Source organism: Amycolatopsis keratiniphila subsp. keratiniphila, from assembly GCF_001620365.2.
Lineage (GTDB): Bacteria > Actinomycetota > Actinomycetes > Mycobacteriales > Pseudonocardiaceae > Amycolatopsis > Amycolatopsis keratiniphila.
Genome location: NZ_LQMT02000010.1, coordinates 200,628 through 214,141 on the forward strand (window position 1 = coordinate 200,628; position 13,514 = coordinate 214,141).

14 protein-coding genes are annotated in these 13,514 nt (G+C 68.7%); 7 read left to right on the plus strand and 7 right to left on the minus strand.

The genetic code is table 11. The features are described 5' to 3' along the window. The first annotated feature begins 42 nt into the window (after positions 1–42). Both AVR91_RS09190 and AVR91_RS09195 read left to right on the plus strand, forming a co-directional pair. On the plus strand, positions 43–627 hold the full coding sequence (locus tag AVR91_RS09190; RefSeq protein WP_063273023.1) for a TetR/AcrR family transcriptional regulator: 585 nt from the start codon (positions 43–45) through the stop codon (positions 625–627). A gap of 102 nt (positions 628–729) precedes the next feature. Then, positions 730–1,419 (plus strand): Ig-like domain-containing protein, encoded by a 690-nt coding sequence (locus tag AVR91_RS09195; RefSeq protein ID WP_063273024.1) that lies wholly within the window; start codon positions 730–732, stop codon positions 1,417–1,419. Positions 1,420–1,462: 43 nt separating this feature from the next. On the opposite strand, the gene AVR91_RS09200 is transcribed toward AVR91_RS09195, so the two are convergent. From AVR91_RS09200 to AVR91_RS09230, 7 genes are read right to left on the minus strand one after another with little or no spacing between them, the layout of a single operon-like run. Then, positions 1,463–1,834, minus strand: a complete 372-nt coding sequence (locus AVR91_RS09200; protein ID WP_063273025.1) for an allophanate hydrolase-related protein — start codon at positions 1,832–1,834, stop codon at positions 1,463–1,465. Further along, positions 1,825–3,267, minus strand: coding sequence for an NCS2 family permease (locus AVR91_RS09205; protein WP_063273026.1), 1,443 nt, complete (start codon positions 3,265–3,267; stop codon positions 1,825–1,827). The genes AVR91_RS09200 and AVR91_RS09205 overlap by 10 nt, the downstream gene beginning before the upstream one ends. A 33-nt stretch (positions 3,268–3,300) precedes the next feature. Further along, positions 3,301–3,795, minus strand: a complete 495-nt coding sequence (locus AVR91_RS09210; protein WP_083715737.1) for a nucleoside deaminase — start codon at positions 3,793–3,795, stop codon at positions 3,301–3,303. A 33-nt stretch (positions 3,796–3,828) separates the two neighbouring features. Further along, entirely contained in the window at positions 3,829–6,111 is a 2,283-nt protein-coding gene (gene pucD, locus AVR91_RS09215) for a xanthine dehydrogenase subunit D (RefSeq protein ID WP_063273027.1), read from the minus strand. Continuing rightward, positions 6,108–7,457, minus strand: coding sequence for an 8-oxoguanine deaminase (locus tag AVR91_RS09220; RefSeq protein ID WP_063273028.1), 1,350 nt, complete (start codon positions 7,455–7,457; stop codon positions 6,108–6,110). Before AVR91_RS09220 ends, pucD begins: the two co-directional genes overlap by 4 nt. Next, positions 7,454–7,924, minus strand: a complete 471-nt coding sequence (locus AVR91_RS09225; protein ID WP_063273029.1) for a (2Fe-2S)-binding protein — start codon at positions 7,922–7,924, stop codon at positions 7,454–7,456. Before AVR91_RS09225 ends, AVR91_RS09220 begins: the two co-directional genes overlap by 4 nt. Then, a complete protein-coding gene (locus AVR91_RS09230; protein ID WP_063273030.1) occupies positions 7,915–8,784 on the minus strand; it encodes an FAD binding domain-containing protein in 870 nt (289 codons plus the stop codon). Before AVR91_RS09230 ends, AVR91_RS09225 begins: the two co-directional genes overlap by 10 nt. A 136-nt stretch (positions 8,785–8,920) precedes the next feature. Here AVR91_RS09230 and AVR91_RS09235 point away from each other — a divergent pair, with 136 nt between their 5' ends. From AVR91_RS09235 to AVR91_RS09255, 5 genes are all read left to right on the plus strand, one after another. Beyond that, the gene (locus tag AVR91_RS09235; RefSeq protein WP_063273031.1) at positions 8,921–10,342 is read left to right on the plus strand and encodes a PucR family transcriptional regulator; all 1,422 of its coding nucleotides are present in this window, start codon (positions 8,921–8,923) and stop codon (positions 10,340–10,342) included. 1 nt (position 10,343) lies between these two features. Next, positions 10,344–10,826, plus strand: coding sequence for a MarR family winged helix-turn-helix transcriptional regulator (locus AVR91_RS09240; protein ID WP_063273032.1), 483 nt, complete (start codon positions 10,344–10,346; stop codon positions 10,824–10,826). A 35-nt stretch (positions 10,827–10,861) separates the two neighbouring features. Next, positions 10,862–11,467 carry a DsbA family protein gene (locus AVR91_RS09245; protein WP_063273033.1) on the plus strand — a complete coding sequence of 202 codons (606 nt, stop codon included), beginning with the start codon at positions 10,862–10,864 and terminating at the stop codon, positions 11,465–11,467. Positions 11,468–11,476: 9 nt separating this feature from the next. Beyond that, positions 11,477–11,950 carry a GNAT family N-acetyltransferase gene (locus AVR91_RS09250; protein ID WP_063273034.1) on the plus strand — a complete coding sequence of 158 codons (474 nt, stop codon included), beginning with the start codon at positions 11,477–11,479 and terminating at the stop codon, positions 11,948–11,950. Between the two features lie 289 nt (positions 11,951–12,239). Then, positions 12,240–13,493, plus strand: a complete 1,254-nt coding sequence (locus AVR91_RS09255) for an HNH endonuclease signature motif containing protein (RefSeq protein WP_076857307.1) — start codon at positions 12,240–12,242, stop codon at positions 13,491–13,493. The last annotated feature ends 21 nt before the right edge of the window (positions 13,494–13,514 follow it).

The window sequence follows — 13,514 nt, forward strand, 5'->3', positions numbered from 1 at the left end:
CAAGGTCGAAGGGGCCACCGGAACTTGATAGAACGCTCTATCATGGAGGGCGTGACTGGAACGCGGGAACGCATCGTCAACGCCGGCGCCGAGCTGCTCCGGCGCAACGGGTACACCGGCACCGGGGTCAAGCAGATCGTCGAGGCGGCGAACGCGCCCTTCGGCTCGCTGTACCACTTCTTCCCCGGCGGCAAGGAACAGCTCGGAGAGGAGGTCATCCGCACTTCGGGGATGATGTACCTCGCGCTGTTCGAGATCTTCTTCGCCGACGAGCCGGACCTGATCCACGGTATCGAGGCCTGCTTCGCCAGCGCCGCCGAGACACTGAAGGCGACCGACTACGCCGACGCGTGCCCCATCGCGACGGTGGCGCTGGAGGTCGCCAGCACCAACGAAAAGCTGCGGATCGCCACCGCCGACGTGTTCACCGCGTGGATCGAGACCGGGGCCGAGAAGCTGGGCAAGTACGGCCTCGAACCCGAGTCCGCGCGGCGGCTCACGATCGCTTTGGTGAACAGCCTCGAAGGGGCGTTCGTGTTGAGCCGTTCACTGCGTGACACGGAAGCGCTCGAGGTGGCGGGGGCGTCGTCCGTGGCCTTCGCGCGAACGCTGCTCCCCGATGCGTGAAGCACCGACGGCGGGCTTCTGAACACAGGGATTTCCCCGCAACGGACGACGGCTTCCGGCCGACCTAGCCGTCGCCAACACCGGAATCCGTTTGGGGAGCCCATGATCATCAGGAAGCTCGTGATCGGCACCATCGCCGTGGCCGCACTGCTCACCGCCGGCGCGGTACCCGCGACCGCCGCCGAGGTCCAGCCGTCCACCCTCACCACGACCACCAGCAGCACCAAGATCGACGCGGGCCAGACCGTCACGATCTCCGGGAAGCTCACCAAGGCCGACGCCACCCCGATCGCGGGCGCCGAGGTGGGCATCTCGTTCTGTTTCAACGGCTTCTGCGGTGAGGCCCAGGCCAAGCCGGTCACCGACGCGGCCGGTGCCTACAGCGCCACGCTGACCCCGATCCGCACCGGCAACTACCGCGCCGACTTCTTCTCCACCGACCCGGCGATCGCGAACTCGGGCGCCGATACCGCGAAGATCGTCGTGCTGCACCCGGCGAAGATCACGTCGTTCGCGGCGGGGCGGGACGCGGCCAAGGCGGTGACCGGCTCCGGCACGATCGAGTTCCCCGGCCGGTACACCGCGAACCCGATCCCGGTCGAGCTCCAGTACTTCTCGTTCAGCACCTACCGCTGGACCACCGCGGCGACGGTCACCGCCACCTGGAACGGCACCACCTGGGCCTTCGCGGCTTCGGCCGAACACCGCAAGCCCGGCGCCTGGCGGGCCTTCTACGCGGGCTCGCCCGAGATGTTCCACTCCGCGGTGAGCGATCTCGTCTTCGTGCTCTGACGTTCTGTGAAGGCCTCCCCGCGGGGAGGCCTTCACAGAACCCCTAGCGGGACGCGAGATACGCCCGCCAGTCCCCCACCTCGGAGATATCGGTCAGCTCGGATGAGTCCACATAGGACGCACGCAGGACGGTGGCGAGACAGGCCGCGCCGTCCTCCAGTTCGATGACGCCCAGTTCCAGTTCCGGTGGTTCGGCGGGGACGAGGTGATCCCGCAGCACCGTGAGCGGCAGGTCGTAGACCTCGCCCACGACCGACGCGGAACCGCCCTCGTGCATCGCCGGGAATCGGTCGCCCACGGAGTAGTAGTGGTACTTGGGCGCCGAGCGTGCCACACAGCACAGCGGCGCGCCCTGCAACTGTTCGTGCAGCGGTCCGCCGCGCATCCCGCCGCCGTTGAGGAACATCAGAACCACGACATGATCCCTTCGATCCCGAAGTACACCCCGAACACCGCGGCCAGGATCCCGAGGATCCAGCCGATCTCGCGGATCTTGCCCTTGCAGATCTTGATCAGCACGTAGGCGACCAGCCCGGCGCCGATCCCGTTGGTGATCGAGTAGGTGAACGGGATCAGCGCGATGGTCAGGAACACCGGGATCGCGAAATCCAGGTCCCGCCAAGGGATCCGCGCGCATTGCGCCATCATCATCCCGCCGATGACCACCAGCGCGGGCGCCGCGGCCTGCGCCGGGACGATGGCCGCGATCGGCGTCAGGAACAGGGTCGCGGTGAACAACCCGCCGGTGACGATGCTCGCCAGCCCGGTCCGCGCGCCTTCGCCGACGCCTGCCGCCGATTCGAGGAACACGGTGTTCGGCGCCGATCCGGTGACGCCGCCCGCCAGCGCGCCCGCGCCGTCGACCAGCAGGATCCGGCCCATCCCCTCGACCTTGCCGTTCTTGACCAGGCCCGCCTCCTCCGAGACCGACGTGATCGTGCCCATCGCGTCGAAGAAGCCGGAAAGCACCAGCGTGAACAGGAAGACGGCCGCGGTCACCGCGCCCGCCGAGCCGAACCCGCCGAAGAGATCGATGTCGCCCAGCAGGCTGAAGTCGGGATGTGCCACGACCTGGTCGGGCACCTTGGGCTCGACCAGGCCCCAGCCTTCGACGTGGAACACGCTGTTGACCAGCACGGCGAGCCCGGTCGCGACCGCGATGCTGATCAGCACCGCACCCGGAACCCCGCGGCTCACCAGTACGATCATCAGGAGCAGCCCGAGACAGAAGATCACGATCGGCCAACCTTCGAGGTGGCCGGCGATCCCCATCCGCACCGGCACCGTCGACTGCGCGGAATCCGGTGTCCTGGTCACGAATCCGGCGCTGACCAGGCCGACCAGCGCGATGTAGAGCCCGATGCCGACGGTGATCGCGACCTTGAGCGCCATCGGGATCGCGTTGATGATCCGTTCCCGGACCCCGGAAACGGCCATCAACACGATGCAGAAGCCTTCTAGGACAACGAGCCCGAAGGCCTGCGCCCACGTCATGGCCGGAGCCATCTGGAAGGCGACGACACCGTTCACGCCGAGGCCCGCCGCGAGCGCCAGCGGCGCGTTGCCGACCAGGCCCATCAGGATCGTGGTCACGCCGGCCGCCAGCGCCGTCGCGGTGGTGATCGCCTCGGTGGTCAGCTTCGCGCCGGTGATGTCGGCCGACGCGCCGAGGATGAGCGGGTTGAGCAGCACGATGTAACACATCGCGACGAACGTGGTGATCCCGCCGCGCACCTCGCGGCCGATCGTGCTGCCGCGATGGGAGATCTTGAACCAGCGGTCGAGCCCGGACAGCCGCCTCGGCTCGGACGAGGGCAGGTGGGGACGCTCAGTACCTAATTGGGTCATGCCTACTCCACAACGTTGTGGGGCGGGAAGAGACTAGTAAGCCTTCTTGTCGGGTTTCGACAGCCAGGCCTGGAAAGGCGCGAAGGAGTCCGAAAGGGACAGTTGGCCGACGGGTAGTGACCAGGTCTCGCGCGGGCGGGAAAAGAGGTCGTAGAACTCGCGGTCGTCGAAGCCCGCCTCGGCCGCGTCGTGGCGGTCCGCGGCGTAGACGACCTTGCCGACACGCGCCCAGAGCGCGGCGGAAAGGCAGAGCGGGCAAGGCTCGCAGGAGGTCAAGAGAACGCAGCCGTCGAGTTTGTAGTCGCCGATCGCCTGGCAGGCCGCGCGGATCGCGACCACCTCGGCGTGCGCCGTCGGGTCCAGCGTCGGGGTCACCTGGTTGGTCCCGGTGGCCAGCACCGAACCGTCGCGGACGATCATCGCGCCGAACGGGCCGCCGCCGTTTTCGACGTTCGCGGTGGCCAGCTGGACGGCTTCGGCGAGCCATTTCTGCTCGTCGGACTCCGAAATGGACAAACGGGTACCCACGGATGTGCTCCTAGCTCGGAAAAGTACGGATTGTCAGGTGCCGGTGAGGTGTTCGGGACGCACCGGGACGCGGGGCAGCGCGAGCCCGGTGGCCGCGCGGATGGCCGCGACGATCGCCGGGGTGGAGGAGATCGTCGGCGGCTCGCCGACCCCGCGCAGACCATACGGGGCGTTGGGGTCGGGCCGTTCGAGGACGTCGATGTCCATCGGCGGCATGTCCAGCACGGTCGGGATCAGGTAGTCGGTGAACGACGGATTGCGGATCTTCCCGCCGTCGGTCTGGATCTCCTCCATCACCGCGAGCCCGAGCCCCTGCGCGGAACCGCCCTGGATCTGGCCGAGCACCGCCTGCGGATTCAGCGCCTTGCCGACGTCCTGCGCGCAGTCGAGCGCGACGACCTTGATCAGGCCGAGTTCGGTGTCGACGTCCACGACCGCGCGGTGCGCCGCGAAACCGTACTGGACGTGCGCGTTCCCTTGCCCGGTCTCGGGATCGATGGGCACCGTCGGCCGGTGCCGCCATTCGACGGTCTCGTCGAAGACCTCGTCGCCGAGGACGTCGGCGAGGTCCGCGAGCACACTGCCGTCCGCGGAGACGACCTTGTTCGCGACGACGTTCAGCTTCCCGTCCGCGGCGAGCTTGCCCGCCAGGTGCTTGTGCAGCCCTGAGCGCACCGCGACGCACGCGGCCTGCACGGCGCCGCCGGTGACGTAACTCTGCCGGGAGGCCGACGTCGAACCGCCGTTGCCGATGTTGGTGTCCATCGGCAGGATCGTCACCTGTTCGATGCCGAGTTCGGTCCGCACGATCTGCTGCATGATCGTGACCAGCCCCTGGCCGACCTCGCAGGCCGCGGTGTGCACGGTCGCCGCGGGTTCGCCGCCGACGAGTTGCAGCCGCACGCGGGCGGTCGAGTAGTCGTCGAACCCCTCGGAGAAGCAGATGTTCTTGATGCCGACCGCGTACCCGACACCGCGGACGACGCCTTCGCCATGCGTGGTGTTGGAAACCCCGCCGGGCATCCGGCGCAGGTCGAGTTCTTCATGAGCGACGGGCAACGGCTTTGCGCGCAGGCGTTCCAGCAGTTCGGCGACCGGCGCGGCCGAGTCGACGATCTGGCCGGTGGGCATGACACTGCCTTCGGCCATCGCGTTGCGGATCCGGATGTCCACCGGGTCGATGCCGCACGCCTCGGCGAGCTTGTCCATCTGGGACTCGTACGCGAAGCCCGCCTGCACCGCGCCGAAACCACGCATCGCACCGCACGGCGGGTTGTTGGTGTACACACCCCAGCAATCGACCGACGCACTGTCCACATTGTACGGACCGACGCCGAGCGTGGCCGCGTTCGCCACCACCGCACCGGTGGACGACGCGTACGCGCCACCGTCCAGGTACAGCTTCGCCTTCACGTAGACGAGCCGGCCGTCCTTGTCCGCGCCGTGCTCGTAGTACATCTTCGCCGGGTGGCGGTGCACGTGGCCGTAGAAGGATTCCTCGCGGTTGTAGACCATCTTGACCGGCTTGCCGGTGTGGAGCGCCAGCAAACAAGCGTGGACCTGGATCGAGAGGTCCTCACGGCCGCCGAACGCGCCGCCGACCCCACCGAGCGTCAGCCGGACCTTGTCCTTGGGCAGGCCCAGCGCGGCGACGATCTGCTGCTGGTCGACGTGGAGCCATTGCGTGGCGACGTACAGGTCGACTCCGCCTTCGGTGTCCGGGATCGCCATACCCGACTCCGGCCCGAGGAAGGCCTGGTCCTGCATGCCGACCTCGTAGACGCCGGACACCACGACGTCGGCCTTCACCGACTGGTCACCGTGGCGGATCTTGGCGTACCGCACGACGTTTCCGCCGGGGTGCAGCTCGGCTCCCTCGCCGGCGGCGGCCTTCTCGGAATCCGTCACCGGTTCGAGGACCTCGTAGGAGACCTTGATCCGTTTCATCGCGCGGCGCGCGGTCTCGGGGTGGTCCGCGGCGACGAGCGCGACGGGCTCGCCCTGGTAGCGCACGACGTCGACGGCGAGCACCGGCTGATCCGCGTGCTCCAGGCCGTACTTGTTCACGCCGGGCACGTCTTCGTGCGTCAGCACTGCGTACACCCCTTGCACGGCAAGGGCTTCGGTGATGTCGATACCGGTGATCCGCGCGTACGGATGCGGGCTGCGCAGCGTCGCGCCCCACAGCATGTCCTCGTGCCACAGGTCCGAGGAGTAGGCGAACTCACCGCGGACCTTGACCGTGCCGTCGGGCCGGCGCGGGCTCGACCCCACGCCGTTCTCGGTGGTCTGCTTGGAGACTTCAGTGGTGGTCATACCGTCTCCCTCAGCCGGGCACTGGCCACGGCCAGCTCACGGGCGATCTCGTCTTCGGATTCCTCGCGCGGGGTTCCGCCCTCGACGACGGTCACGCCGCCGACGTACAGCCGCTCGACCGGCGGGGTCGTGCCGAGCACCAAGGCGGCGACCGGGTCGGTGATCCCGGCGTAGTTCAGGCCGTTCAGGTTCCAGACCGCGAGGTCGGCGAGCTTGCCGACCTCGATCGAGCCCAGATCCTTCTGCCTGCCGAGGCAGCGCGCGCCGCCCATCGTGCCCATCCACAGCGCTTCCCGCGTGGTCAGCCCGCGCGGTCCGCCACGCTGCCGCGCCTGCAACAGCGCCTGGTGCAGTTCTTCGCCGAGGCCACCGGATTCGTTGGACGCCGCGCCGTCGGCGCCGAGCCCGACCGGCACCCCGGCGTCGAGCAGCTGCCGGACCGGGGCGATCCCGGCGCCGATCCGCCCATTGGACGTCGGGCAGTGCGCCGCGCCGGTGCCGGTGGCGCCCATCCGCCGGATCGCCTCCGGGGCGAGGTGGATCGAGTGCGCGAGCCAGACGTCGTCGGCGAGCCAGCCGAGTTTGTCGGCGTATTCGGCCGGGGTGCAGCCGACTTCGGCGAGGCACTGCTTCTCCTCGTCGACGGTCTCGGCGAGATGCGTGTGGAGCCGGACCCCCTTGCGGCGCGCCAATTCCGCCGCGCCGGTCATCAGCCGCTCGCTCACCGAGAACGGGGAGCAGGGGCCGGCCGCGATCTGCAGGTGCGCGCCGGCGGAGTCGTCGTGGAAGCGGTCGATCGCGGCTTCGGTGCCGAGCAGCGCGGCCTCGGTCTCCTCGACGAGGTTGTCCGGCGGGAGCCCGCCCTGCGACTCGCCCCGGTCCATCGAGCCGCGCACGACGTGCAGCCGCACGCCGACGCGGATCCTGGCGGCGGCGAGGGCTTCCACCTGGTCGCCGCCGTCACGCGGGAAGACGTAGTGGTGGTCGGCGACCGTGGTGCAGCCGGTGGTCGCGAGCCGGGTCAGCCCGGCCGTGGCCGCCGCGTGCGTGATCTCGGCGTCGAGCCTGCCCCACACCGGGTACAGCGCGACCAGCCATTCGAAGAGGGTGTGGTCGGCGGCGAGACCGCGCGTGGCCCACTGGTAGAGATGATGGTGCGTGTTGATCAGGCCGGGCGTGACCAGGCAGCCGGAGCCGTCGACGCGTTCGTCGTACTCGCCGGCGGGCGCCTTGCCCGCGCCGACCGCCGCGATGCGGTCGTTCTCGATGACGACGTGGCCCGAAGCGTGCTCGGTGCCCGCACCGTCGACGGTGGCGATCGCGGCGTTCTCGATGACGGTCTTCACGTGGTCTCTCCCCTGGTCGCGGCCAACCGGACGGCGTCGAGGATCTTCTCGTATCCGGTACACCGGCAGAGGTTCCCCGCCAGGGCCTCGCGAATCTCCTCGTCGGCCGGGTTTTCCACCCGGTTGAGCAGATCGTGCGCGGCCACCACGAGGCCAGGCGTGCAGAAGCCACATTGGACGGCGCCCGCGTCCACAAAGGACTGCTGCACCCGGTCCAGCGCGTCACCGTCGGCGAGCCCTTCGACCGTGCGGACCTCGCGGCCCTCGACCTGACCGGCCGCGACCAGGCACGAACACACCGGGACGTCGTCGAGGTACACCGTGCAGGAGCCGCATTCCCCCTGCTCACAGGCGTTCTTGGAGCCGGGGAGGCCGAGCCGCTCGCGGAGCACGTACAGCAGGCTTTCGCCCTCCCAGACGTCGTCGGCCTGGCGGGACTCGCCGTTGATCGTCACGTTCACGCGCACTCGCGTTCACCCTTCTGGAAGTCGTTCCACGCCCAGGTCAGCGTCCGTCGCGCCAGGACGGACAACGCGTGTTTGCGGTAATCGGCGCTGCCGCGGACGTCGTCGATCGGCGACGCCGCCTCCGACACCAGCTCACCGAACCGTCGTTTGACGGAATCGGTGAGCGACGCCTTGGTGGACCAGGGAAGCTCGGTACCGAGGAACTCCTCCGCCGCCGTCGCGCGACGCGGGGTCGGCGCCGCCGAGCCGACCGCCGCGCGGATCTCGCGCGTGTCCAGGTGTAAGGCCAGCGCGAACGAGCAGACCGCGATGACCATCGCGTTGCGCGTGCCGACCTTCGCGAACTGCTGCGGGCCGACCTCGGCGGGCAAGTGCACCGCGGTGATCAGCTCGTCGGGTTCGAGGGCGTTGCGCTTGACGCCGAGGTAGAACTCCTCGGCCGGGATCAGCCGGGTGCCGCGGACGGAGGCGGCCTCGACCTCGGCGCCGAGCACGAGCAGCACGGGATGCGTGTCACCGGCGGGCGACGCGGCACCGAGGTTGCCGCCGACGGTGCCGCGGTTGCGGATCTGGGGCGAGCCGACGGTGCGGGAAGCCATCGCCAGCGCGGGCAGAACTTCACCCAGCTCAGCGATCACCCGGACGTAGGGCACCGAGGCGCCGAGGCGGATCCTGCCGTCGGTCTCGGTCCACTCGGCGAGTTCGGCGACGCGGTTGAGGTCGAGCAGCGCGCCGGGGCGGCGGTGGTCGAAGTTGAGCTCCACCATGACGTCCGTACCACCCGCGATGGGCACCGCGTCGGGTCGCTCGGCCTTGACGGCGAGCGCCTCGGTCAGCGAGCTGGGGCGCAGGAAATCCACTCTCGGGCTCCTCGGTTCGGCGGCGATGTGTGACGGCTGACTCAGTAGACGCCCTGCGCCCGTATGGCGGCAACGGTGCCGAAGCATGAAATCTCCCCTGCACACGCCGGTCGTTTTGTGCTTTCCTACAAACCTGATGACGACCGTGAAAACTCTGCTGGCGCTGCCCGGGTTGCGCTTGCGCGTGCGCGCCGGGACGGCTCTGCTCGACCGTCCGGTGTCCCGGATCTACGTCACGGAGCTGCCCGATCCCGGGCGGTACGTGTCGGCGGGCGAATTCGTCCTGAGCGGATTGCTGTGGTGGCGCGGGCCGGGTGATTCCGAGGCCTTCGTCGCCGCGCTGGCGAAGGCCGGGGCCGCGGCGCTCGCGGCGTCCGGTGCGGATTCCGACGGCATTCCCGAGGATCTCGTCGAAGCCTGTACCCGGCACGGGATCCCGTTGCTGGAAGTGCCGGCGGACCTGTCGTTCTCGGTCGTCACCGAACGCGTGGTGCTGGCGTTGGCGGCGGCCGCGGAAGGCGCCCGCAAACGTTTGCTTTCAGCGGCGACGGAAGACGCGTCGGTGGAGACGCTGCTGGAGCGGGCGCGCGCCGAGATCGGTCTCCCCTGCTGGGTGGAACCCGCCGGCACGGCGTCGGAACTCGTGCGGCGGTTCGTCGCCGCCGGCGGGCGTTCCCTGGAGGCGGACGACGTCTCGGTCCGCCCCGTCGGGGGCAGGCACGCGGTGCCGTGGCTGCTCGCGATCGGCGGCGCACTGACCGCGGCACAGGCGGAGATCGCCGAGGAACTCGCCGGGCTGATCGGCCTCGCGCGCACACGTGCGGACGAGGTGCGCGCGGTCACCGACAGGGTGCTCGAACCGTTGCTCGCCGCGCTCGACGAGGGAAGCGATCCGCACGCGGCGCTGACCGCGACCGGGCTGCGCGGCGATCTGCGATTCGTCGTCGCGCGCACCGAAGGCTCCGAAGCGGCACGCGGCATCCTGACGGAACTCCTGCCGCCGGGCGCACTGGTCGGTCCCGCGGGCGAAACCACCTGGGCGGTGGCAGAGGACGACGGCGAGTGGCCGGAAGAGTGGCCCGCCACCGTGACCGCCGCACTGTCCACAGTGGAGTCGTTGCTGCCGTGCCGCCGGGTGCTGATCGGGATCAGCGACCGTTCCCCGGTCTCGGTACTGCGGGGCGCGAAGGAGGTCGCGCGCTACGCGCTGGCCGTGGCGGCGGAACGGCCCGGGACGATCGAGGTGGTCCCGGGCGGCGAGATCGGCATGCACCGGCTACTCCTGGCGGGCACCCCCGACGACCTGCGGGCGGCGTTGCGGCGGCGGGTGCTGGGCCCGTTGCTGAGCTACGACGCCGAGCAGGGCACCGATCTGGTGCACACCCTGCGCGTCTTCCTCGAATGCTCCGGCTCGCCGACGCGGGCCGCGCGGGAGCTGCACGTCCACGTCAACACGTTGCGGTACCGGATCGGGCGCGCGAGCGAACTGCTCGGCACCGATCTGACCGAGTTCACCGAACAGCTCGACGTCTATTTGGCCTTGTCGGCAGGGAGCTGAAATGGGCATCACCACGGCGAAAGAAGCCGCCTACGACCCGCGTGTACTCGCCTTCGGCCGGATGATGGGCGCGGCGAACCGGCTCGAATACCTGCTCGGCCGCGCACTGGAGGCCGAATGCGGGATCTCGCACCTGATGTTCGAAGTCCTCCTGATCGTCGGCAGGGCCGGCGAGGCCGGGATGAGCATGCGCGCGATCGCGCAGGAGCAGGTGCTGACCACCGGCGGCGCGACGCGGCTGGTCGACCGGATGACCACGCTCGGTCTGGTCGTGCGTACCTCCGATCCGCAGGACCGCCGCGTGCAACTCGTCCGGCTGACCGCGACAGGCGAAGAGACGACGGTGCGGGCCGCGCTGGTACACGTCGAGAACATCCAACGGCTCTTCCTCGACCCGCTGCCCGCGGACCACCGCGAACGATTCGCCCAGGACCTGCGGACGCTGAGCCACTCGGCACGTGACGCACTCCCCAAGCTCCGCTAGGAATATCTGACCAGTCAGACATCGTTGGTCCCGACATGAAGCTCATCTATGTCTTCGACGCGTACTGCGGCTGGTCTTACGGGTTCGCCCGCACCATGGCCGACGTCGCGCACCGGCATCCCGATCTGCCGGTCGAAGTGGTTTCCGGCGGCCTGTTCCTCGGTGGGCGCCGGGTACCGATCCGGCAGTTCGGCTACGTCCAGGGAGCCAACGCCGAGATCACCCGCCGCACCGGCGCGCCGTTCGGGGAAAGCTACGAACGGCTGATCGCGGACGGCGAGTTCGTCATGGACTCCGAGGCCGCCGCCTGCGGGATGGCGGCGTTGCGCGAGGTCGCGCCGGACCGCGCGGTGCGGCTCGCGGCGCTGCTGCAGGAAGCCTTCTACCTCGACGGGCTGAGCCTTTCGGAGGTCTCGACCTATCGTGTGGTCGCGCAGCGCGCGGGCCTGGACGGCGATGCCGCCGAGGCCGCACTGGACCGGGTTTCCGCCGCGGACGACTTCCGGCGCGCGCGGGAACTCGGCGTCACGGGCTATCCGACCCTGCTGGCCGACCTTCCCGGGGAACGGATCGTGACGCTGGTCGCCGGGAACGCGAGCGCGGACGAAGTGGAGCGGCGGATCGGCGCGCTGATTTCCTAGACTTCGCGCATGACGCTTCGACCGGCTACATCCGCGGACGCTGACGCCGTCGCGAAGATCTGGTACCACGGCTGGCAGGACGGTCACCTCGGCAACGTGCCCGACGCGCTCGTCCGGATCCGCACCCGCGAATCGTTCTGGGAGCGGGCCGCGGAACGCGTCGGCGACACCACCGTCGCCGTGCTGGACGGTGAGGTGGCGGGTTTCGTGATGGTCGTCGGGGATGAAGTCGAACAGGTTTATGTTTCGTCGGACCACCGCGGGAGCGGGGTGGCCGGGGCTTTGCTCGCCGAAGCGGAACGGTTGGTCAGCGCGGGCGGGCACTCGCGCGCTTGGCTCGCGGTGGCGCCGGGGAATGCGCGGGCGCGGCGGTTTTACGAACGGTGCGGGTGGGTTGACGAGGGCGAGTTCGACAATCGGGTCGCTGGGCCGGATGGGATGGTTTCCGTTCCCTGCCTGCGCTACGTGAAGCCTGTTGCTTGAGTTCCGCATTTAGTCGACTAAATGCGCCGCGCTTTCTTACGCGACACCCATCCGCAGGGCGCCACTGAAACAGTGCTCAGCAGGCAGCCTCAACTGCTCACTCCGGCAGCCAGGACATCGATCGCATGGCGCGACTTCTCCAGGGGCCTCATTTGGTCGACTAAATGCGGAGTGTTCGCTTTGCGCTAGCTTCGTGCCGGGCGATATCACCCTTCAGTGTTGTTCGTACGTTTCGCTTGTTGCTTAAAATTACGAACACGTGTTCGATTTCTTGGTGTATTATCAAGTCGTGCCCGAGACCTTCCTCCCCGAACTGCCGCAGGAGTTGTGGCGTGCCGGCAAGCTGGAGCTTGCGCATGGTGTGCAGCAGTTCTTGCAGGTGATTCGCATGGCCACTGCCGGGTTGGGGCAGTTCCTGGCGGAGATCGAGAATCGTGGCGCCAAAGACTTGTATGGGCATGGCACTACGGCGAGTTGGTTCGCGGAGATGGCGGGGTTGTCGCGGGGTGAGGCGGGTGCGGTGGTGAAACGGGCTCTCGCCCTGAACCCCACCCTCGCTCTGGATGGCACCGAGGTTCCGCCTGTTGCTCCCTGCACCGCCGCTGTCGCTGCTCAGGGGTTGGTCGGGGACGAACGGATCGATCAGATCCTGGAGATCTTGAAACGGCTCCCTGCCGACACCTCTGCCGAGGATCGGACGTGCGCGGAGAAGATCCTCGCCGAGCTTGCCCCGCACGCCGGTCCCCGCCAGCTCGCCGAGGCCGAGACGAAACTGCTGGGCTGGCTCGACCCCGACGGCAACGAACCCAAAGACCCCGACCCCAAAGAACCACGCCGCGAGATCACCCTGGAACGCCGCAAAGACGGGTTCTGGAAACTCACCGGCCTCCTCGACGACGAGACCGGGGCTCGCACCGCGGCCGCATTGGAGGCGCATGCCAAGCCACGCCCTGTCGATGAGTTCGGTCAGGCGGATCTGCGGATGAAGTGCGAACGCATGGGAGACGCCTGGGCCGAGCTCCTGGACCTGGCGATCGCGTGTCCGGATCAGCCGGGAACCAGTGGCTACCGGACCTTGGTGAATGTGACCGTCGGGCTTGAGGAACTCAGATCGGGTCTCGGGACCGCGTGCCTGGACTTCGTCGGGACGATGACCGCCCGCGAAGCCCGGCTCGCCGCCTGCGATTGCCTGATGTTGCCGGTCGTGATGGGCACCTCGGGTGAGCCGCTGGATATGGGACGCCTGAGACGGTTCGTCACACCGGGCCAAAGACGGGCGTTGAACATCCGTGACGGTGGTTGTGCGTTCCCGGGCTGTCATCGGAAACCGAAGAATTGCCACGCTCATCATATCGAGCACTGGGCAGACGGCGGACCCACCGATCTCCGGAATCTCGTGCTGCTCTGCGGTTTTCATCACCGCCTGATCCACCACGGTGACTGGGAAGTACGCATAGCGGCCGACGGCCTACCGGAGTTCATCCCACCCCAATACCGGGACCCGCTCCGAAAACCCCGACGTAACACCCTGCATCACGTCTAAGCCCCGAGGAGCCCGCCAGCC

Bases quoted from the DNA above. Each gene is read 5' to 3' on its own strand.
- AVR91_RS09190 (WP_063273023.1), top strand. From the start codon at position 43: ATGGAGGGCGTGACTGGAACGCGGGAACGCATCGTCAACGCCGGCGCC.
- AVR91_RS09195 (WP_063273024.1), top strand. From the start codon at position 730: ATGATCATCAGGAAGCTCGTGATCGGCACCATCGCCGTGGCCGCACTG.
- AVR91_RS09205 (WP_063273026.1), bottom strand. From the start codon at position 3,267: ATGACCCAATTAGGTACTGAGCGTCCCCACCTGCCCTCGTCCGAGCCG.
- pucD (WP_063273027.1), bottom strand. From the start codon at position 6,111: ATGACCACCACTGAAGTCTCCAAGCAGACCACCGAGAACGGCGTGGGG.
- AVR91_RS09235 (WP_063273031.1), top strand. From the start codon at position 8,921: ATGACGACCGTGAAAACTCTGCTGGCGCTGCCCGGGTTGCGCTTGCGC.
- AVR91_RS09240 (WP_063273032.1), top strand. From the start codon at position 10,344: ATGGGCATCACCACGGCGAAAGAAGCCGCCTACGACCCGCGTGTACTC.
- AVR91_RS09245 (WP_063273033.1), top strand. From the start codon at position 10,862: ATGAAGCTCATCTATGTCTTCGACGCGTACTGCGGCTGGTCTTACGGG.
- AVR91_RS09250 (WP_063273034.1), top strand. From the start codon at position 11,477: ATGACGCTTCGACCGGCTACATCCGCGGACGCTGACGCCGTCGCGAAG.